Source organism: Fructobacillus parabroussonetiae, from assembly GCF_018437265.1.
Taxonomy (GTDB): Bacteria; Bacillota; Bacilli; order Lactobacillales; family Lactobacillaceae; genus Fructobacillus; species Fructobacillus parabroussonetiae.
The window spans coordinates 13,219-32,810 of record NZ_JAAMFL010000007.1 but is presented as its reverse complement, the minus strand read 5'-3'; the positions used below and the strand labels follow the sequence as shown (position 1 = coordinate 32,810).

Here is a 19,592-nt window from a genome sequence, read left to right as displayed (position 1 = left end):
TGAGTAGAGAAGTATGAAATTAAAAACGCTGGAGATTATCGGCTTTAAATCTTTTGCCAATAAGACCGTGATTGACTTTCAAAAAGGTATGACCGGTATTGTCGGACCAAACGGTTCCGGTAAATCAAATATTATTGAGGCGATCCGCTGGGTGATGGGCGAGCAGTCTGCAAAGGACTTGCGCGGTAACAAAATGGCGGACGTTATTTTTGCTGGAACAAAGGACCGCAAGGCTTTGAACCGGGCTGAAGTTTCCATTACCTTTGATAATTCGGATCACTATATCCAATCGGATTTTTCAGAATTGCGAATTACCCGGCGCTTGTATCGCTCGGGTGAGTCCTCTTATCAGTTGAATGGGGCTGAATGCCGGCTGAAAGACATTCATGAAATCTTCATGGATACGGGTCTTGGGCGTGATGGCTTTTCCATTATTTCGCAGGGGCAGGTTGAAAAGATTTTTTCAGCCAAGCCCGAAGAACGCCGTGGCATTATTGAAGAAGTCGCTGGTGTCTATAAGTACAAGCAAAATAAGAGCCAAGCCGAAAAAGATTTGGCTGTCACGGATGAAAACTTGGCCCGTGTGGCAGACATTGTCCACGAAGTCGAAGGCCGTTTGTTACCACTGGAAAAGCAGGCGGAAACGGCAAAGGACTATCTCGAAAAACGTGAAAGTTTTGAAAAGCTGGACCAGGTGCGATTGACCCGTTCGATTCTTTCCTTACAAGGCCAAGTCGTCAAGCAAGACCAGGGCTTGAAAACACTGAATTCAGAAGTCGACGAGAAGCAAGCGAAGTTAACCAATCAAAAAGAAGGGTTAGCAAAGACCCGTGAACAACTGACTCAGGTCCAAGAGCAAAAGGATCAATTGGCACAAGAGGTCTTGTCCAAGACGCAACAAAAAGAGCAGTTGATTGGTAACCAAAAGCTGGCCTCGCAAGAAGCGGAATCGCTCCAACACGAACAGCAGTCCTTAACGAAACAGCTAACGAACTTGCAGGGACAGGGCGAACAGGCAGCCAATGATTTGGCAGACGCGGATCAAGAGGAAAGAAGCCTTGCTGAAAAGGCCACCGAGTTGAAGAAAACGGTGGAAAAGATTGAGCAAGAGCACGGCCAAAAGCAGGTTCAAAGCATTAAGGCCGAGCTGGAGGAAAACCGCCAGCAATACGTTGCCATCATGCAAGACTTGGCGACTTTGCATAACAAGGTGACTTTTGAAGAAAAGGCCCTTATCCAAAACCAGGAACAAAAAGAACGGAAGCAGGCCCTGCTAAACGAGGCGGAAAGCGCCTTGGCTAAAGCCAAGCAAGCAGTGGCGGCCTATGAAGAAAAACACCCCGACCAATCCGCAGCCAAAAATCCTTATGAAGAAAAGTTGGACCAGGCTAAAGAAAAGCTAGACCAGGCCAAAGTCGCCTACCAAGAGGCGCAAAGTGCTTGGCAGCAAGGTGCTTATGCCTTGGATAAGTCGCAGTCAATTTATCAGGCGGAATCTTCCCTTGATGAATACGCCGGCTTTTATCAAGGCGTTAAGAATTTGATGGTGCCACAGGTCAAGCGAAACTTCCCAGGCATTCGCGGCGTGGTCGCCGAATTGGTGGACGTGCCAAAGCAGTACACGAAGGCAATCGAAACCGTCTTAGGTGGCGCCTTGCAAAACGTGGTTGTTGATTCGACGAAAACGGCCAAAAGCATTGTGAACTACCTGACGAAAAAACGAAAGGGCCGTGTGACGCTCTTACCGGAAGAAAGCATTAAGCCGCGCCAGGCACGCGACATTCACCGTGCGCAAGAAGAAACGGGCTTCATTGGTATCGCGGCTGATTTGGTGACCATTCCACGTGGAATGGAAAACATTTTAGCCAACCTGCTGGGGACGACTTTGGTCGTTTCGGATTTGGATGCGGCGACCCGTGTGGCAAGGGCTTGTCAAAACCGGCTGCGCGTGGTGTCACTCGATGGCCAATTAGTTAACGCTGGCGGTTCGATTACCGGTGGTGCTAACCATAAACAAGGGCCGCCCGTTCTGTCACGTCAGGCTGAACTGAAGGAAAAGGCAGACGCCTTAGCCAAGCAGGAAGCAGCGGTTGCTAATCTACAAAAGATTCGCAATGAGCAGCAGGACTTGGTTAACCAATTAACCGAACAAGTGCAGGAAATGCGCACGGCTTACTACGACTTTGAGAGCCAGGGACAGCAGGTCGACTATCAGTTGACCGCCTTAAAGGATGCGGTGCAGCAAGAAGAGACCAAGGTGCAAACCTTGACACTCGATCTGGCTGACTTAAAGTTCGCTGAGGCAGACAGTCTTCAAGAGCAAAAGGCTTCACAGGAGGCCTTTCTTGAAAAAGAGGCGAGCCAAAAGGAAGCCGAGCAAAAGACTAGTGACCTGACAAATCGTTTGGCGCAGGTGGAAGAAGAACAGGCCGCTTATCAAGAAGAAAAGGCCCAGTTTCAAGCCGAAGCCGCAACGGTTTCAGCAAAGCAGGAAGCCGCTGATGCAAATAAGAAGCGTCTTCAGGCGCTCTTATCTGAGTTGCAAAGTCAGCAAAACGAACTGACCACGCGCCAAAATGAAATCAGGCAAAAACTCGAACAAGCAGCAGACGGCCCAGCTTTGGCTGAGCAGTTAACGACTTTGGAAGCGGCCTTGACGACAGCGGATGAACAAAGCAGTGCTTTGACTCAGTCATTCCAAGCTTTGACACAAGCAGTCAGCGAGCAAGAAGAAAGCTTGTCGCAGATACAAGAAGCCGTGAACCAGGCCATGATGGACCAGGCAAATGCTTCGCATCGTTTGCAAGCAGCACAGGAAAAGTTGGCAAAGCAAGTCACGACTTTGCAGCAGACCTATGGCTTGACGGTGGAAAGCGAGGCCGATATCAAGGCCTCCGACTTGGATGACGCCACGATTGAGCAGCAGTTAAGTCAGTTGAAGCGTGCCTTAAACGCCCTTGGCCCTGTTAACGTAGCGGCCATTCAAGAGTATGATGAAATTAAAGAACGGTACCAATTCTTGACACAGCAGGCCGATGATCTAGAGAAGGCGAAGGCGACTTTGCAAGCCACGATTGATGAAATGGACCAGGAGGTTCAGGTTCGCTTTAAGCAGACCTTTGATCAAGTGGCGAAGCATTTCAAGGACGTCTTCACGAAGATGTTTGCCGGCGGTCAGGCTCAAATCGAATTGACCGACCCTGAGCACCTGTTAACAACTGGAATTGATATTAAGGCACAGCCGCCTGGCAAGAAGTTCCAGCAGATGTCACTTTTGTCTGGTGGGGAAAAGGCTTTGACGGCCATTTCACTTCTCTTTGCTATCTTGCAGGTCCGCCCTGTACCATTTGCCGTGCTTGATGAGGCCGAAGCGGCCCTTGATGAAGCAAACGTTGATCGTTTTGCCGCTTATTTGAAGAACTTTGGTGGTAGTACGCAATTCATTACGATTACCCACCGAAAGGGAACCATGGTGGCAGCGACGGTTCTGTATGGTGTCACCATGCAAGAGGCCGGTGTTTCCAAAATGGTTGCCGTTAACCTGGACCAAGCAGAAGAAAAACTCGCCTAAAGGAGGGACCAGATGGGACTCTTTGATCGTTTTAAAAAGAAGAAGCAAGAAGCTGAGCAGCCAACAAACGACTCGCTGGCTTCAGAAGAACGGCCAGCTGACAGCCAAGCGGATGCGCCTTCGCTGACTCATCAGTCAACTGACAAAGAAGCCGCCGCTGAGTCGGCCGAAGCCTTGTCAGAAGACGATATGCCAACTGCTGAAATGGCTGCCGCGGCTGCACAAGTCGTGGAAGAAAACCAAGAGCAGGGCTCATCAACGGATTCAACCGAGTCGGCTGATGCCGATAAAAAACCGGCTGAATCGGTCGATACAAAAGATGCTGAAGGGGAACAAGCCGTTTATGAAAAAGGCTTGACGCAATCCCGTCAGGGCTTTGCCGATCGCTTTAATCGCTTCTTGGCTAATTTTCGTTCGGTCGATGAAGATTTTTTTGACGATCTAGAAGACACCTTGATTGGGGCTGACTTAGGCTTTGACCTCGCCATTCGGATTTCCAACCAGGTACGAGAAGCGGTGAAACTTGATAATATCAAGGATAAAGCGGCCATTCGAGAACTGATTATCCGTCTCATGGTGGAGTCTTATGAGGAACAGGGCAAAGATGAAGATCAGTCCATGCATTTTGCACCTGCTGGACAACCAACTGTGATTCTCTTTGTTGGCGTCAACGGCGTTGGGAAAACAACGACGGTTGGTAAGATGGCCCAACGCTATAAGGACCAAGGCAAGTCTGTTCTTCTAGCGGCTGCCGACACCTTCCGTGCCGGGGCAGTCAAGCAATTACAGGAGTGGGGCGAGCGTGCCCAAGTGCCAGTGGTTGCTGGTGCAGAAAAGGCCGACCCATCTTCTGTTGTCTATCAGGCCGTTGAACGTGCAAAAGATGAGCAGGCCGATATTCTCTTTATTGATACGGCCGGTCGTTTACAAAATAACGTGAACTTGATGCAAGAGCTTGCCAAGATGAATCGTGTGATTCAAAAAGTCCTGCCCGATGCCCCTCAGGAAGTTTTCCTGGTACTCGATGCCACGACTGGGCAAAACGCTCTGCAGCAGGCTAAGTTATTCAAGGACTCTTCGGAAGTGACGGGGCTCGTCTTAACCAAGATGGATGGAACCGCCAAGGGTGGCATTGTCTTTGCCATTCGTGACCAATTACACCTGCCAGTCAAGTGGATTGGCTTTGGGGAAAAGGCCAGTGATTTACGTGTCTTTTCCGCCGAAGACTTTGTCTTTGGTCTCTTTAAAGACCTGGTGAAAAACTAATGGACATTGAGCATAAAAATCGCATTAACGCCCTGTTTGCCTTCTACGGTGAGCTGTTGGCGAAAAAGCAGCAGGCCTATCTGCGCTATTATTACGAGGACGACTTTTCCATTATTGAGATTGCCGAAGAGGAGCAGGTTTCTCGTCAGGCGGTTTCTGATAACTTGAAAAAGGGCTGTGAAGCCTTGGAACACTACGAAAAGGTTTTGGCGCTCTACACCGAGTCCATGCACCGGCAGTCGTTAGAAGAAAATCTTTTGACCTATGTGACGGCGCATTACCAGGATGATCACCATTTGAAAGAATTAATTGACCAAATGGTCAACCAAGAAATTAACTAAGAAGGAGGCAGCTGGGTCTTGGCCCAGTCAGCAGACGATGGCTTTTGAAAACTTAACGGAACGCCTGTCCAAGGCGTTAAAAAACCTAACTGGAAAAGGAAAGATTGGGGAAGAAGACCTTCAAGCTTCCTTAAAGGAGATTCGTTTAGCCCTCTTAGAGGCCGACGTTTCCTATCCAACAGTTAAAAAATTCATTGCCGCAATTAAGGAAAAGGCGAAGGGCGCCGAGATTCTTGATGGCTTGAACGCGCCACAGCAGGTCGTCAAAATCGTTAATGACGAATTAACGGCTTTGATGGGGGATGAAGCGGTTCCATTGAACCAGTCCGAAAAGATCCCAACGGTTGTGATGATGGCTGGTTTGCAGGGTGCTGGTAAGACCACGACGGTTGCCAAGTTAGCCTACAAGCTGAAGAAGGAAAAGCAGGCACGACCACTCTTAATTGCTGCCGATGTTTATCGTCCAGCGGCCATTGACCAGTTGGAAGTTCTTGGGAAAGATTTGGAAATCCCGGTCTTTTCTGAAGGAACCGATGTTGATCCACGCGAAATCGTTCGTCATGGATTGGCCCAGGCCAAGGAAAACAAGAACGATTACGTCTTTATTGATACGGCGGGTCGTTTGCAAATTGATGAAACCTTGATGACCGAGCTAAAGGACATCGCTCAAATTGCTTCACCAGATGAAATCCTGTTGACGGTTGATGCGATGACTGGGCAGAACGCGACGGAAACGGCCGAAAGCTTTGCCAATGCCTTGGATTTGACCGGTGTTGTTTTGACGAAGTTGGATGGGGATACCCGTGGTGGTGCTGCCCTGTCAATTCGCGATGTAACGGGCAAGCCCATTAAGTTCGTCGGACAAGGGGAAAAGCCAACGGATTTGGACGTCTTTTACCCAGACCGAATGGCTTCTCGTATCCTTGGTATGGGGGACATGCTGACTTTCATCGAAAAAGCCCAGCGCGAAGTCGATGAAAAAAAGCAGGCGGAACAGTTGGAGAAGATGCGCCAAAACACCTTCGACTTCAACGACTTTGTTGACCAATTGCGTCAGGTCCAAAACATGGGCCCAATGGAAGATTTGATTAAGATGATTCCTGGTATGGCTGGCAATCCCGCTTTGCAGAATCTAAACATCGATCCAAAGACCTTTACTCACATGGAAGCGATTGTTTCTTCCATGACGAAAAAGGAACGAGAAAACCCCGATTTGCTGAACCCATCGCGCCGTCGCCGCTTGGCAGCGGGTGCTGGTCGTCCCATCGTCGAAGTCAATAAGATGATCAAGCAGTTTGATCAAATGAAGAAGATGATGAACCAAGCCACGAAGGGCAACTTCTCGGGGATGGAGCAGATGATGGGCGGTGCTGGTATGGACATGTCCTCCATGATGGGGGGCGCTGGCATGCCTGGTGGAAACTTCGGTCAAAAGGTCCAAAACTTCGCCATGAAGCAAGCCGCCCGGAAGATGAAGAAGATGAAGAAAAAGCGTGGGAAGAAGTGAGTCGTTGATCGATGACTTTTCGCTTTTCATGATGTTTGGTAAGAAGCGCTGGCAGAGGATTAACTCATGACGATTAAGTTAATAGCAACGGATTTGGATGCGACTTTTTTAAATGATGAGAAGGCCTTCGACCACACCTTGTATGAACAAATGGTGGAGCGGGCGGAAGAACAAGGCGTCACCTTCGTGGTGGCCACGGGTAACCACCCTGACAAAGTCGCCCACTACTTCTCCGGTGTGAAGCAGGACTATACCCTGATTGCTAACAACGGTGCGGAAGTCGTGACGGCAGACGGCCGGGTTCTTGCGACCTATGCCATCGACCCCGCTAGTTTTGCCCCGGTTGTTCGCCAAGTCGAAGGTTTGGCTGACCGTGTGCAAATGGGCTTGGTCTTCACTGGTACCGATAAGGCCTTCATGCTTCGCTCACAGGCGGATTTAGGTCTGGGCATCGATAAGGCAGCCTCTTATTTTAAATCACTGACCTTGATTGACGACCTTTCTGAAATTGACGAACCCATTTTGAAAATGACGGTGAACTTGCCCGAGTATGAGCTCCCCTTTATCAAGCAGATTGATGAAATGGCATTGCCCGTGCACGTGACGACTTCTGGTTATGGCGCCATCGACTTTGTCGCCCCCAATGTTAACAAGGGGGTTGCACTAGCTGACTTAGGTGAGCGACTGGCAATCAAAAAAGAAGAGATGGCCGCCTTTGGGGATGGGCTGAACGACTTGGAGATGCTGCGTTATGTCGGGCATCCCTACATCATGCCAAATGCCGATCCCTTATTATTTGGTCAGGGCTTCCACCAAGTCCTAACGGATAACAATCACGACGGGGTTTTGAAGACAATTTTACAAAAATTGTTATAAATGACCTTGCCCTGCAACACTGTTTTTGTAAACTGATGGAAGGGAAGAGGGAGTAGGTTGATGAACGAAAGGGTACGAAAGTGGCTCCACCGTTTTTTCGGTGTCCTAACGGTTATCTTGCTCTTGCTACTGGCCTGGCAGTGGATCCAAAGTCAGCCAGCAACCAATGGCATTAAGAAGACAACCAACAAAGTACTGACCCAAAAGCAAGGGAAGTACAGTAAAAAGGACCGAGCAGCTATCAAGGCTTCGGTGATGAAGCAGGATCAGAAGGAAATTAACCTGACGAAGCAGGGCTATGTTGCCATTCCAAAGTTGTCCATCCTGCTGCCAATTTATGACAACGCCTATTCCAAAGTCGCCCTCGATAAAGGGGCCAATACCGCCCAAAAAGATACGGCTGTTCCTGTGATGGGACAGGGGAACTATACGCTGGCCGCCCATAATTGGGATAACGGCTATACCGGCTTTTCTGCGTTGCAGCAAAAGCTGAAGCAAAACGCCCCCTACGAAGATGACAATGGCCAATTGGGTCGCTCGGACTGGTTGAATGGCACGGTGATCTACATGGCCAACCAGAACGGGATCTTCCGTTATAAGGTAACCGGACAGGTGACGGTTGATCAAAACGATGGTTCCGTGCTGAATCCCGATGACCGCATTGCCGGTAAGGCGAAATTAACCATTGTCACCTGCCTCTTCCCCGACACAACAAAGCGCATTATCACAAACGCCAAGTATGTCGACTTTAAGAGTTGGGACCAGGTGAAGAGTGATGAAATTGGTTACTTCGATCTGAACAAGCAAAAGGCCAACGTCTTGCCTTAGTAAAGGATGGCTGTATGTACGAGTATTTAAAAGGGCGAATTACGCAAATCGCCCCGGGAATCATCGTTCTCGAAACCAAGGATGGCGTGGGTTATCGGATTTTTCCAGCCAATCCTTATCATTTTGAAGTGAACCAGGAGGCGCAGGTTTTCGTGGAGCAAATCGTTCGCGAGACGGAAATGTCTCTTTATGGCTTTGCGACGGTGACCGAAAAGCAACTCTTTAATAAATTGTTGAACGTTTCCGGTATCGGGCCAAAGTCGGCCCTGGCCATCCTGGCCGGGGCAAAGCCCGCCGATTTAGTGGCAGCTATTGAAAATAGCCAAGTCGATTACCTGACCCAGTTTCCCGGCGTGGGAAAGAAGACGGCCCAACAAATTGTGCTGGATCTTTCGGGTAAGATGGACGACTTTTCTGCCTTGTCTGCACAGGCTAGTGAAAGCTTTGCGGAGGCGGGTAATCAGTCAGCTGGCAATCGCTCCAATTTGGAGGATGCGCTGGCTGCACTCGAAGCGTTGGGCTACGCAGCGCGTGATTTGACGAAGGTCAAGAAGGCCTTGGTCAGTGAAGAGGGCAGCACCTCGGACTTGGTCTCAAAGGGCCTGACTTTGTTAGTCCAGGGATAATGCAGCCAATCGTCTAAGAGACGAATTATGATGAAATGGAGTAGATATGGTGATAATTACAGCGGGAATGATTGGTGTCGGTAAGACCACCTTAACGGAATTGGTAGCGAAGCACTTTGGCACGAAGGCATTCTTTGAGCCAGTTGGGGACAACCCCGTTTTGCCACTCTACTACAAGGATCCAAAGCAATACGGCTTCCTTTTGCAGATTTTCTTTTTGAACCGTCGTTTTTCAATGATTAAAAAGGCCCTGGCGGACGATAACAACGTCTTGGACCGTTCAATTTATGAAGACGAATTGTTTACGGAAGAAAACCATAAGGATGGCAACATTTCCGATATGGAAATGGATGTCTACCATAACTTGATTAGTCGGATGATGGCCGAACTCGATGAGTTGCCAAAGAAGGCACCCGATTTGATGGTCTATGCCGATGCCGACTTTGATACGATTTTGCATCGAATTAAAAAGCGTGGTCGTGACTACGAACAGTTCGAAGACAACGACGAATTGTATAACTATTACCACAAGATGTGGACGGCTTATCAAGGATGGTTCGAATCTTATGATCAATCACCAAAGATTCGAGTGGACTTGCAAAAGTACGATTTGGAAGATCCTAAGAACCAAGAAATCGTGCTTGCTCAAATCGAAGAAGCTTTGAAGAAGATTCGTTCATGATAATAGCTTTATAAGCAATAAAAAAAGCCTCCCAATGGAAGGCTTTTTTTGTGCTTATTTTTCTTTGCTTTGTTCGGCCAAAAGATCCTTGATTTCTCGCAGGGTGACCAATTCATCCGATGGCTGTTTTGGTGCTTCTTGACGAGGCTTAATAACAGTCTTGTTAATAAACTTCACCATCAAGAAGACAACAAAGGCCGTGATGAGAAAGGAAATCACATCGTTTAAGAATTCACCGTAGGTGAAGACTAAGCGGGAACTCACCCGTAAGGATAGTTGCGAAAGGGGATGGTCGGAACCAGTTACCAGACCCAACAGTGGATTAATCAGGTTGCTGGTAAAGGATTTGACCAAGGTGGTGAAGGCACCACCAATAATGACACCAACGGCCATATCAACGATGTTACCACGGTTGATGAACTGCTTAAACTCTTTTAAGATTTTCATACTGTCTCCTTTAAGTTGATGAACGTTACCATCTTATCATGTTTTCTTTAGTTTTTGAACTAGATGAGCGTCAGGTGTCACATAAATGGTCTGTTGTCCTTCAAAGATGACAAAGCCGGGTTTGGCCCCATTTGGCTTGCGAAGCTTACCGGCTGGTAAGTAGTCAACGGGTACGTTGGCCGAATCCCGGGCCTTTGAGAAGTAAGCGGCTAGCTTGGCCGCTTCTTCGATGGTTTCTTCTGAAGGATTTTCCGAATCAATCAGAACGTGGGACCCTGGTAGTTTTTGAACGTGCAGCCAAATTTTGTGGCGATTACTCTTCTTTAAGGAGAGCTGATCGTTTTGCAGGTTGTTTTTCCCAACTTCAATCAAGGTGCCATCAGACGCCACAAATTGATCGGGCTTGCCCATCACGTGCTTGGGCTTCTTGGTCTGCTTTCCCTTGGTTTTGATTCGCGCTTTTTCACGAAGATAACCTTGGTCAATCAGCTCGACTTTGATATCAGCGATGTCTTTTGGTGAAGCAACGGCCAGCTGTGTTTGAATTTGATTGAAGTAATCAATTTCTTCCTGCGTTGCGGCCAATTGTTCAAGAACATAATCCTTGGCTAGGCGTAGCTTGCGGTACTTATGGAAGTAGCGGTTTGCGTTTTGTAGGCCATCAAAGCGAGGGTCTAAGGCGATTTTTAAGCGCTTGTTTTCATCGTAGTAGTTCTCAATTTCAACTTCGGTCATCCCTTTTTTCACGAGGTGCGGATAGGTGATCAAGAGGTCGCCCTTGACTTTGAAACTGTCAGCATTTTCTGAATCAGTCAGGGTTTGTTCTAACTTCTTTTGTTTGCCTAGGTTTTTCTTGAGCTCGTTTTTGACCAGGCGAACGAGGGAGGCTGCCTGTTGGTTTACCCGGTCGGCTTCCGCTTGACCGGCAAAATAGGCATCCAGCAGTTCACCGAGCGTTTCAAAACTCGTTTTTTCGCTGGCCTCTTGCCCCCAATCAAAGGCGGCGTAGGAAAGCTTGTTTTTGTCTGACCGATACAAAGTCGGCGCCGGTTGATCAAAGTGGGCTAACCAGTTCTTTGTGGCGTCAATGGCATCACTGGCGCCGTCGATTGCACGAACGAGCGCCTGAGCAGATTGACTCGAGAAACCTTCGAATTGTTGTTGGATGGCTTTTGCCCAATTGGCCCGTTCGTCATCCAGTAAGATCTTGGCCAGAGAACCCAGATCGGAAGTGAAGGGGTTTTCTTTGTTTTGAGCGGGTGGCAGCACGTAAGTGGCACCGGGCATCAGCGAGCGCACTCGGTTTTGGTCGGCCGGTACGTGTTTAATCAACTCTAGAATCCGTTGGTCCTTTTCTCGAACGAGAAAGAGGTTGGAATGCCGGCCCATCATCTCCAGTGTCAGCAGCAAGGTTTGTTCATCACCCAGTTCGTCATGAGTATTGACCGCAAAGTGGAGAATCCGATCGTTGTCGACCTGTTCGATTTTTTCCAAACGGGCACCCTCCAGGTTACGACGCAAGAACATCGCAAAGTTGGTTGGGGTCTTTGGGTTTTGGTAGGGAATCTGAGTGACTTGTGCTCGCGCATAGGCGGGGTGGGCGGACAACAAGACCGGAAAGTTCTGACTGTTGTTGCGCACGACCAAAATGATTTCGTTTGGATAGGGCTGGTGGACTTTGGTAATCCGACCACCGGCTAGTTTTTGATTAAATTCGTGTGCTAAAGCATGCACGAAGAGACCGTCAAGGGGCATATGCTTCTCCTTATTTGAATACTATTTCCATTATAGGGCATTTTGGCTTGTAAAACATGGTCTCCAGGCAGTCTTAAGAAAAGGGAAAGAAAAAAGCCCCGCTCTGTTAAACAGAGTGGAGCTTTTAGTTTAATTACTTCTTTTCAGTAACTTGCTTACCGTTGTACATTCCTGAAGGAGAAACGCGGTGAGCAACGCGGTATTCACCAGTCGTTTTGTCCAAAGTAATGTTTGGCACGTTCAAACCGATGTGTCCGCGGCGGTTACGCTTGTGAGACTTAGAATTCTTGTTTGATGGGGTAGCCATTACAGCACCTCCTTTCGGTTCAATTTATCAACTTTTTAAGTTTATCTAAGATTGACCAAGATGTCAATAAGCTGTCGAAAACTCATCAAAAAATTTCGGCAAAAAAGTGCGGCGGGCTCTTCCTGTTAACTTGGAATGATTTGGTAGTCTTCGCCAAGTTCGTCGAGGACTTTTAAAAAGGCTGCCCAGGTCATGACGATGGTTGCCTCGTTTTGGTTGGGATGCACAGCCACTTGATCCGTATCAATGATGGCCTGATCGACCAAAAAATGAATCTGGCGGTTCTGATCGTTTTCCAAGGCAAAGGGATTAACGGTTCCAGGCGTGACGGCCATCAGGTCAAAGAGCTCGTCGGCCGATGTCATTTGGAGTTGGCTCTTGGATGTGTTCAGTTCCTTTGCTAGGACGCCAAAGTCAATGCGGTCTTGCATAGTCAGGTACAAGTAATACTGGCCGGCCCGCTTTGTTTTTAAAAGAAGGTTTTTCATCGGCACAAAGTCGGTCGGTGCCCCTTGGTCACCCAAGTGGTGGAGGGGCGGATGCGTAAAGCGTTGGTAGGAAACTTTCGTCCGCTCAAGTAAGTCGAGGGCTTGTTTTTCGGTTGCGTCTTTCATATTGGCCACCTTTCGTTTTAAATGCTTGCCTTATTATATGAAAAAAAGGATAAAAGAAAAAGTGAAAAAGGAGGAAAAGCCCTTAACCAAGCGCCTGTATTCTGTTAAAATATTCGTGTTAACCCTTTTGTAAAAAAAGCACTATCCCGTGAAAAAGGTCGGAAGAATGACGCTAAAAAATCGTAACAATATTATCATGGTCCACCTCGTTGTGCTCTTGTTTATTGCCTTCGTTTACTTGACGCCAACCCACTTTGACTTTTTGATGTGGAACGTCTTTTTGGCGCTCTTGCCGCTGGACTTTGCCTTGCTGGTCTTGGTTGCGCGATTGAAGATTAGCCAGCTGATCTTTTCGGCTCTCTGGCTTCTCTTCTTTCCAAATACCATGTACATGATCACGGACTTCATTCACCTGCAGTACATCTCAACGGCCTTGGACGTTCGCTACCAGTACTTTAACTACTCGGTTTTGGCGGCCGGTATCTTCATTGGCGTTTTCCTGGGGATTCTTTCCTTGGAGCTGATGATGCGCCGTTACTTGAAAAACCGGCGGGGCTTTGTTGCCCTCTTTACCCTGGGGGTTGTTTCCTGGATTTCATCCTTTGGCATTTACCTTGGGCGATTCCTGCGCCTGAATTCCTGGGACGTTTTTACCAACTTTGACCTCGTTTGGGCCAACATCCAAAACTCGGTTTCAAAGCACATGTTTGCCTTCGTTGGCCTCTTTGCTTTGGCCCAGTTTGCCATTTTGGTCATCTACCATTACGGGGGCCGCTTGCTCTTTGTATTAGGGGAGCAGGTCTTGGCAGAAGAACGGGCTGTCAAAGACTTTTCAGACGAGAAAAATAATCTAAAATAACGTTGACAGGGTGCTTCTCATCGTCTATACTTAATGACGTTGAACAAGTAGAAGCGCCCGCTTCTCGCCTTGTGACTCGCGTTGCCAGGCAGATACACGTTGTACTTCAATGTACAGACAGGTAAGATGGGCGGACTTCGGTTCGCCCATCTTTTTCTTCGTTGTTCACACAAAAATATTTGGAGGTATCGAGCCATAGCACGTCAACCACGACAAGTTGATCTAGTCAACGATAATATCCGTGCCAGTCGGGTTTTACTGATTCACGATGGTAAGCAAGAAGAGATGTCAACGCGCGAAGCACAGCAACGCGCCGATGAGATGAACCAAGATTTGGTTCTGGTTCAGGCAAACGCCCAACCACCTGTTGCTAAAATCATGGATTGGGGTAAAGCAAAGTTCGAGGCGCAGAAGCGTCAGAAAGAACAGCGCAAAAACCAAAAGATTGTTCAGGTGAAGGAAGTTCGAATGTCACCCGTTATTGATTCAGGTGATTTCGAAACGCGTAAGAAGGCAGCCATTAAGTTCTTGGAAAAGGGCAATAAGGTGAAGCTGAACTTGCGTTTCCGTGGCCGGATGATTACCCACCAAGACATTGGACGGGAAGTCTTAGAACGAATGGCCAACGAATTGGACGACATTGCCAAGGTTGAACAACGCGCTAAGATGGATGGTCGACAAATGTTTTTGGTTTTGGCACCTAAGAAGGGCTAAACCAAAACAGGTCGACTTTGGATACTTGAAAAACGATAGGAGAATGGACACATGCCCAAGATGAAGACTCACCGCGCTGCTGCGAAGCGCTTCAAGAAGACTGCAAAGGGTGGCTTCAAGTCAGCCTCAGCTTACACGTCACACCGTTTCCACGGTAAGACGAAGAAGCAACGTCGTCAATTGCGTGGTACACGCATGATGAACAAGACAACAATCAAGAAGTACGCCAAGATGTTGTCTACCCTTTAATTTCAGGGTGTCTATAAGTAACTAATTTTTAGGAGGATTTTCCCATGCGAGTTAAGGGTGGAACAGTTTCACGCGCACGTCGTAAGAAGTTTATTAAGTTGGCCAAGGGTTACCGTGGACAACGCCGTATCAACTATAAGGTTGCTAAGCAACAAGTTTACAAGTCATACTTGTACGCTTACCGCGATCGTAAGAACCGTAAGCGCGACTTCCGTAAGTTGTGGATTGCCCGTATCAACGCGGCAGCCCGCATGAACGGTATGTCATACTCAAAGTTGATGCACGGTTTGACTTTGGCAGGTGTTCAATTGAACCGTAAGATGTTGGCCGACTTGGCCGTATCTGACTTTGACACTTTCTCAAAGGTTGCTGACCAAGCAAAGGAAGCTTTGAAGAAGGAAAACGTTTTGGTACAGGAACGCAATGCTGCGACGACTGACAAGACGGTTAAGGTTAACCGCTAATCTTAAATAAAAGCCACCCAATCGGGTGGCTTTTTTCTTGCCTTTTTCTCGAGCAAAGTCGGACAAGAATCCTTTGAATGTCTCTTTTCGCTCCAATGTCTTGGCCCGAAAGGGCAGAAGTATGCTAAAATAATAATAATTGATAAATCGAGACAAGAGTTGTGGCAGCATGCGAAACTCAAGTGATAAGAAAATTTAACACGAACAAAGGAAACATTATGACTGATTTAAATATTTTGCCCCTTGGGGGTGTTCGCGAAAACGGAAAGAACATGTACGCGGTTTCCGTTAATGACGAAATCTTTATTTTGGATGCCGGTTTGAAGTATCCAGATACCGAACAGCTAGGAATCGACGTTGTGATTCCTGATTTTGAGTATTTGATTCAAAACCAAGACAAAATTGCAGGGATATTCTTGTCCCATGGCCACTCAGATGCCATTGGGGCCTTGCCATACTTGTTGCAACAGATTCAAGCACCTGTTTTTGGTTCGGAATTAACGATTGCCTTGGCCAAAATTGCCATCGAAGAAGAAAAAGCCATTCAGGGCTTTGACGACTTTCACGTGGTTAACGAAAAAACCGAAATTGATTTTGGTGACGTGAAGCTTTCGTTCTTTAACACAACCCACACGATTCCCGAAGCTCTGGGGATTGTTATGACGGTTGAAGAAGGACAGATTGTCTATTCCGGTCACTTTAAGTTTGACCAGACGGTTGAAGCGGCCTATCAAACCAACTATCAGCGTTTGGCCGAAATCGGTCAAAAGCCTGTCTTGGCCTTGTTGGCTGATGCGGCTGGAACGGAAGAAACGGTCAAGGCACCGGCTTCTGAACGACAGATTCACGAATACATTCAAGAAACCTTTGAAGAAGCAAAGGGCAAGCGAATTATCGTTGCTGCCGTTGCGTCAAACATTCAACGGGTCCAGCAAGTGATTGATGCCACGGCCAAGACAAAGCGCCGCTTGGTATTGACCGGTCATGATGCCGAAAAGATTGTTAAAACGGCCCTTGATCTGAACCTGTTGACTTTGCCAGAGCCAAAGGACACGCTCTTTGCCAGTGAAAAGGAACTCGACCAGTTGCCAGATGGCCAAACCGTTGTTCTCGAAACGGGTAAGCTCGGCGAACCGGTCAAGGCCTTGCACAAGATGGCCAATGGGGAAGATCCCGTCGTCAACATTGGGGCCAACGATTTGGTCTTTATCACGACTAACCCGGCCTTTGCTGTTGAATCCTACGTTGCCCAAACGCGCAACATGCTCTTTAAGAAGGGCGCCAACGTGAAGCAGATCTCAACGGATTTGCGTTCTTCAGGTCACGCCTCGAAGGCGGACTTGCAGTTGCTGATGAACTTCTTGAAGCCTGAGGTGCTGTTGCCAGTTTCAGCGGAATTCCGTGTGATGGTAACGGCCAAGCAAGCAGCGGAAGAAATCGGCTTGAAGGAAGAGCAGATCATCATGGCAAAGCGTGGTGATCAGTTGGCTTATGACGGAACGACTTTTGACAAAGTCGGGGCGGTAACCGTTGCGGAAACGATGATCGATGGTGATTCCCTGAAGGACATTGGAAACGTCGTGCTGCGTGACCGCCGAATCTTGTCAGAAGACGGGGTCTTTGCCACCGTGGTGACGATTGACCGGAAGAAGCGTAAGGTCGTTTCGAAGCCAAAGATGACTTCCCGTGGCTTTGTCTACGTGAAAGCCAACCGCGACCTGATGAAGGAAGCCGGAAAGCTGACCATTGAAGCCATTGAAGATTATCTGAAAAACGCGAAGGCTTTCGATTGGAATGAATTGAAGAACGGTGTTCGTGAGAAGCTTTCACGATTTCTCTTTAACGAAACCCGTCGCCGCCCAATGGTGATGCCGGTTGTGATGGAAGTTAACCAGAACCGCCGTCCGCACCACAAGGGCGAACCCGATAAAAAGGGTAAGAAGCCAGCAAACAAGAAAAATCAAAAACCAAGTTCAAAGAATAAGAAATCTAAGGGTCAAGGACCAAAGCAAGAACAAAAGCCTGCTGAACAAGCTGGTGAGTAATTGTAGAAAAAAGATCCCGTGGGGGTCTTTTTTACTTTGTTTTGACTCATTGATAAGTTGCTCATTTGGTGATAATTGGTGAATTTATGATGACTGAAATTGAACAATTGAGAGAAAAAGGTCTACAGGCACTTGAAGACGGTGACTTTCAACTGGCGGCAGATGCCCTTTGCAAAGTCTATCAAAGTGATCGAACCTTCGAAAATAACAAGCTTTTTGCTGGTGCACTATCAAAGAACGGGCAGGCGGATTCTGCCTTAACGATTGCCAAAGAGTACGTGGGCGAATACATGGGACAAAAGAAGGACTACGAGTTCTATTTTGACCTTTGTCTCGATGCTAGTTACTTCATTATGGCAAGGCGAATGGCCGTTGAATCGATTGAAGACGCTGATAAGGAGCGGCGGATTCAGACCATTGAAGAAGCCGAGGATGTGGCCCGTGCCGAAAGAGGGGATTGGATTGCCGATACGGCTCGGCGCTTTCGACACATTGCGGCTTACGATGCCTTGACCCAGCAGCAGGTCTATCAAGACGCCCTTTCGTTGCCAGTTGATGAATTTTCAGAAGGTGCCTGTCAGGCATTGCTCGATCCGGACTGTTTGGCGTTAATTCGTGTTTCATTAATGACCGATATTCAATGCCTTTCCTTGCACCGTGTGGTGGATTATCTATACCTTGATGGCAAACGCTATCAGACGGTTCTCTGTGATCATCCAAAGCCAGTTCGTGACCCTGTTTATTCGGCGGCTCGTGATTACCTCAATCAGATGGTTGGACAGGAAGATCCGGTTGCATATCAGATGCTTTTAGATCAGCTGCATCTTGAAATGAATGTGCTCTTTCCACAAATTGACCGCGTGACGGATCCGGTTGCTTGGGTGCAAGCAGACCTGGCAATGTTAAATGGGCAGCGCTTTGAAGGGGAGCTTCCTGAAAGTGACGAGCAAGCAGCCATTCACCAGCGAGTTCATCAATTCTTGGCGGAACAAGGAGCTGCTTAAAGCGTTTCATTTACCCCGTTGAAAAGGCCGTTTGGCCTTTTTTGATTGCGTAAAAATGACCAATAAAAAGGTGTTTACAAAAATTTAAGAACTTAGTATAATTGATTTCGGCTCATCGGCCAGAAAAACGTTTGTAACGGTTGTTTTTATCGGTCAAGCGTTGTAAAATATAAACATACGATTTTCTTGGGTACAACCCGAGAGATAAATTTTTGGAGGAAACTACATTGGCTAAGGAAACATACGTACGTAACAAGCCCCACGTTAACATTGGTACTATCGGTCACGTCGATCACGGAAAGACGACTTTGACTGCCGCTATCTCAAAGGTATTGGCTGAAAAAGATGGAAAGACGGCTACTGATTTCGCTGAAATCGATAACGCCCCTGAAGAAAAGGAACGTGGAATCACGATCAACACGTCCCACATCGAATACGAAACTGACACACGTCACTACGCCCATATCGATGCCCCAGGTCACGCCGATTACGTTAAGAACATGATCACTGGTGCCGCACAAATGGATGGTGCCATCCTTGTTGTTGCCGCAACTGATGGTCCTATGCCACAGACGCGTGAGCACATCTTGCTTGCCCGCCAGGTTGGTGTTGAACACTTGGTTGTCTTCTTGAACAAGACGGACCTTGTTGACGATGAAGAATTGGTTGACTTGGTTGAAATGGAAGTTCGTGAATTGTTGTCAGAATATGACTTCCCAGGCGATGACATTCCTGTAATCAAGGGATCAGCTTTGAAGGCATTGGAAGGCGACAAGGAACAAGAACAAGTTATCTTGGACTTGATGAAGGCCGTTGACGAATACATCCCAACTCCTGCACGTGAAGATGACAAGCCATTCTTGATGCCTGTCGAAGACGTATTTACGATCACTGGTCGTGGTACTGTTGCTTCTGGTCGTGTTGACCGTGGTGTTTTGACTACTGGTACTGAAGTTGAAATCGTTGGTTTGAAGGATGAAATCCAAAAGACGACGGTTACTGGAATCGAAATGTTCCGTAAGACTTTGGACGAAGCACAAGCTGGTGACAACATCGGTGCATTGCTCCGTGGTGTTGACCGTGACCAAATCGAACGTGGACAAGTTTTGGCAGCCCCTGGCTCAATCAAGACTCACAAGAAGTTCAAGGCCGAAGTTTATGTCTTGACGAAGGAAGAAGGAGGCCGTCACACGCCATTCTTCACTAACTACCGTCCACAGTTCTACTTCCACACGACTGATGTTACTGGTGTTGTGGAATTGCCTGCTGGCGTAGAAATGGTTATGCCTGGTGACCAAGTAACGTTCGACGTTGAATTGATCGCACCAGTTGCCATTGAAAAGGGATTGAAGTTTACTGTTCGTGAAGGTGGCCACACTGTTGGTGCCGGAACGGTTACTGAAATCGAAGGCTAATTCATTAGCTTTAAAAAAGTCT

At 47.7% G+C, this 19,592-nt stretch carries 19 protein-coding genes and 1 other annotated feature; of the genes, 15 read left to right on the top strand and 4 right to left on the bottom strand.

The genetic code is table 11. The features are described from left to right. Positions 1–13: 13 nt before the first annotated feature. The 8 genes from smc (at position 14) to G6R30_RS04425 (ending at position 9,697) form a co-directional block, all read left to right on the top strand. Entirely contained in the window at positions 14–3,571 is a 3,558-nt protein-coding gene (gene smc / locus G6R30_RS04460; RefSeq protein ID WP_213821880.1) for a chromosome segregation protein SMC, read from the top strand. A 12-nt stretch (positions 3,572–3,583) separates the two neighbouring features. Continuing rightward, entirely contained in the window at positions 3,584–4,837 is a 1,254-nt protein-coding gene (gene ftsY / locus G6R30_RS04455) for a signal recognition particle-docking protein FtsY (protein WP_213821878.1), read from the top strand. Then, positions 4,837–5,178 (top strand): YlxM family DNA-binding protein, encoded by a 342-nt coding sequence (ylxM, locus tag G6R30_RS04450; RefSeq protein WP_213821876.1) that lies wholly within the window; start codon positions 4,837–4,839, stop codon positions 5,176–5,178. Before ftsY ends, ylxM begins: the two co-directional genes overlap by 1 nt. Positions 5,179–5,215: 37 nt before the next feature. Next, on the top strand, positions 5,216–6,685 hold the full coding sequence (gene ffh / locus G6R30_RS04445; protein ID WP_213822058.1) for a signal recognition particle protein: 1,470 nt from the start codon (positions 5,216–5,218) through the stop codon (positions 6,683–6,685). A gap of 66 nt (positions 6,686–6,751) precedes the next feature. Further along, positions 6,752–7,561 (top strand): HAD family hydrolase, encoded by an 810-nt coding sequence (locus G6R30_RS04440; RefSeq protein ID WP_213821874.1) that lies wholly within the window; start codon positions 6,752–6,754, stop codon positions 7,559–7,561. 60 nt (positions 7,562–7,621) lie between these two features. Then, positions 7,622–8,389, top strand: coding sequence for a class A sortase (locus G6R30_RS04435; protein ID WP_213821872.1), 768 nt, complete (start codon positions 7,622–7,624; stop codon positions 8,387–8,389). A gap of 14 nt (positions 8,390–8,403) precedes the next feature. Beyond that, a complete protein-coding gene (gene ruvA / locus G6R30_RS04430) occupies positions 8,404–9,015 on the top strand; it encodes a Holliday junction branch migration protein RuvA (protein ID WP_213821870.1) in 612 nt (203 codons plus the stop codon). Positions 9,016–9,061: 46 nt separating this feature from the next. Further along, the gene (locus G6R30_RS04425) at positions 9,062–9,697 is read left to right on the top strand and encodes a deoxynucleoside kinase (protein ID WP_213821868.1); all 636 of its coding nucleotides are present in this window, start codon (positions 9,062–9,064) and stop codon (positions 9,695–9,697) included. A 54-nt stretch (positions 9,698–9,751) separates the two neighbouring features. Here the strand turns inward: G6R30_RS04425 and mscL are convergent, their stop codons facing one another. The 4 genes from mscL to G6R30_RS04405 form a co-directional block, all read right to left on the bottom strand. After that, positions 9,752–10,138 carry a large-conductance mechanosensitive channel protein MscL gene (gene mscL, locus G6R30_RS04420; RefSeq protein WP_213822056.1) on the bottom strand — a complete coding sequence of 129 codons (387 nt, stop codon included), beginning with the start codon at positions 10,136–10,138 and terminating at the stop codon, positions 9,752–9,754. 42 nt (positions 10,139–10,180) lie between these two features. After that, a complete protein-coding gene (locus G6R30_RS04415; RefSeq protein ID WP_213821866.1) occupies positions 10,181–11,899 on the bottom strand; it encodes an NFACT RNA binding domain-containing protein in 1,719 nt (572 codons plus the stop codon). A 133-nt stretch (positions 11,900–12,032) separates the two neighbouring features. After that, positions 12,033–12,206 carry a 50S ribosomal protein L32 gene (rpmF, locus tag G6R30_RS04410; RefSeq protein ID WP_091501350.1) on the bottom strand — a complete coding sequence of 58 codons (174 nt, stop codon included), beginning with the start codon at positions 12,204–12,206 and terminating at the stop codon, positions 12,033–12,035. A 125-nt stretch (positions 12,207–12,331) separates the two neighbouring features. Beyond that, complete coding sequence (locus tag G6R30_RS04405; protein ID WP_213821864.1) at positions 12,332–12,820, bottom strand: YbaK/EbsC family protein; 489 nt, start codon at positions 12,818–12,820, stop codon at positions 12,332–12,334. A gap of 166 nt (positions 12,821–12,986) precedes the next feature. On the opposite strand from G6R30_RS04405, the gene G6R30_RS04400 reads away from it, so the two are divergent. The 7 genes from G6R30_RS04400 (at position 12,987) to tuf (ending at position 19,570) form a co-directional block, all read left to right on the top strand. Then, positions 12,987–13,679: a DUF1361 domain-containing protein gene (locus G6R30_RS04400; protein WP_213821862.1), complete on the top strand. Its 693-nt coding sequence runs from the start codon at positions 12,987–12,989 to the stop codon at positions 13,677–13,679. Positions 13,680–13,718: 39 nt separating this feature from the next. Then, positions 13,719–13,842 (top strand) — a sequence feature (ribosomal protein L20 leader region). Continuing rightward, positions 13,806–14,393, top strand: a complete 588-nt coding sequence (gene infC, locus G6R30_RS04395) for a translation initiation factor IF-3 (RefSeq protein ID WP_213821860.1) — start codon at positions 13,806–13,808, stop codon at positions 14,391–14,393. Its footprint overlaps the feature before it by 37 nt. A gap of 51 nt (positions 14,394–14,444) precedes the next feature. Beyond that, positions 14,445–14,642: a 50S ribosomal protein L35 gene (gene rpmI, locus G6R30_RS04390; protein ID WP_061993849.1), complete on the top strand. Its 198-nt coding sequence runs from the start codon at positions 14,445–14,447 to the stop codon at positions 14,640–14,642. A 44-nt stretch (positions 14,643–14,686) separates the two neighbouring features. Next, the gene (rplT, locus tag G6R30_RS04385) at positions 14,687–15,106 is read left to right on the top strand and encodes a 50S ribosomal protein L20 (RefSeq protein ID WP_213819452.1); all 420 of its coding nucleotides are present in this window, start codon (positions 14,687–14,689) and stop codon (positions 15,104–15,106) included. Positions 15,107–15,324: 218 nt separating this feature from the next. Then, positions 15,325–17,151, top strand: coding sequence for a ribonuclease J (locus G6R30_RS04380; RefSeq protein ID WP_213821858.1), 1,827 nt, complete (start codon positions 15,325–15,327; stop codon positions 17,149–17,151). A gap of 89 nt (positions 17,152–17,240) precedes the next feature. After that, entirely contained in the window at positions 17,241–18,155 is a 915-nt protein-coding gene (locus G6R30_RS04375) for a hypothetical protein (protein ID WP_213821856.1), read from the top strand. A gap of 227 nt (positions 18,156–18,382) precedes the next feature. After that, complete coding sequence (gene tuf, locus G6R30_RS04370) at positions 18,383–19,570, top strand: elongation factor Tu (protein ID WP_213821854.1); 1,188 nt, start codon at positions 18,383–18,385, stop codon at positions 19,568–19,570. Positions 19,571–19,592 lie beyond the last annotated feature (22 nt).

Excerpts from the sequence above, each read along its gene's own strand:
- rpmF (WP_091501350.1), bottom strand. The coding sequence starts at position 12,206 with ATGGCTACCCCATCAAACAAGAATTCTAAGTCTCACAAGCGTAACCGC.
- ftsY (WP_213821878.1), top strand. The coding sequence starts at position 3,584 with ATGGGACTCTTTGATCGTTTTAAAAAGAAGAAGCAAGAAGCTGAGCAG.
- rpmI (WP_061993849.1), top strand. The coding sequence starts at position 14,445 with ATGCCCAAGATGAAGACTCACCGCGCTGCTGCGAAGCGCTTCAAGAAG.
- G6R30_RS04440 (WP_213821874.1), top strand. The coding sequence starts at position 6,752 with ATGACGATTAAGTTAATAGCAACGGATTTGGATGCGACTTTTTTAAAT.
- infC (WP_213821860.1), top strand. The coding sequence starts at position 13,806 with ATGGGCGGACTTCGGTTCGCCCATCTTTTTCTTCGTTGTTCACACAAA.
- G6R30_RS04415 (WP_213821866.1), bottom strand. The coding sequence starts at position 11,899 with ATGCCCCTTGACGGTCTCTTCGTGCATGCTTTAGCACACGAATTTAAT.
- G6R30_RS04425 (WP_213821868.1), top strand. The coding sequence starts at position 9,062 with ATGGTGATAATTACAGCGGGAATGATTGGTGTCGGTAAGACCACCTTA.
- rplT (WP_213819452.1), top strand. The coding sequence starts at position 14,687 with ATGCGAGTTAAGGGTGGAACAGTTTCACGCGCACGTCGTAAGAAGTTT.
- ruvA (WP_213821870.1), top strand. The coding sequence starts at position 8,404 with ATGTACGAGTATTTAAAAGGGCGAATTACGCAAATCGCCCCGGGAATC.
- G6R30_RS04375 (WP_213821856.1), top strand. The coding sequence starts at position 17,241 with ATGACTGAAATTGAACAATTGAGAGAAAAAGGTCTACAGGCACTTGAA.
- G6R30_RS04380 (WP_213821858.1), top strand. The coding sequence starts at position 15,325 with ATGACTGATTTAAATATTTTGCCCCTTGGGGGTGTTCGCGAAAACGGA.
- ffh (WP_213822058.1), top strand. The coding sequence starts at position 5,216 with ATGGCTTTTGAAAACTTAACGGAACGCCTGTCCAAGGCGTTAAAAAAC.
- G6R30_RS04405 (WP_213821864.1), bottom strand. The coding sequence starts at position 12,820 with ATGAAAGACGCAACCGAAAAACAAGCCCTCGACTTACTTGAGCGGACG.
- G6R30_RS04400 (WP_213821862.1), top strand. The coding sequence starts at position 12,987 with ATGACGCTAAAAAATCGTAACAATATTATCATGGTCCACCTCGTTGTG.
- ylxM (WP_213821876.1), top strand. The coding sequence starts at position 4,837 with ATGGACATTGAGCATAAAAATCGCATTAACGCCCTGTTTGCCTTCTAC.
- G6R30_RS04435 (WP_213821872.1), top strand. The coding sequence starts at position 7,622 with ATGAACGAAAGGGTACGAAAGTGGCTCCACCGTTTTTTCGGTGTCCTA.
- smc (WP_213821880.1), top strand. The coding sequence starts at position 14 with ATGAAATTAAAAACGCTGGAGATTATCGGCTTTAAATCTTTTGCCAAT.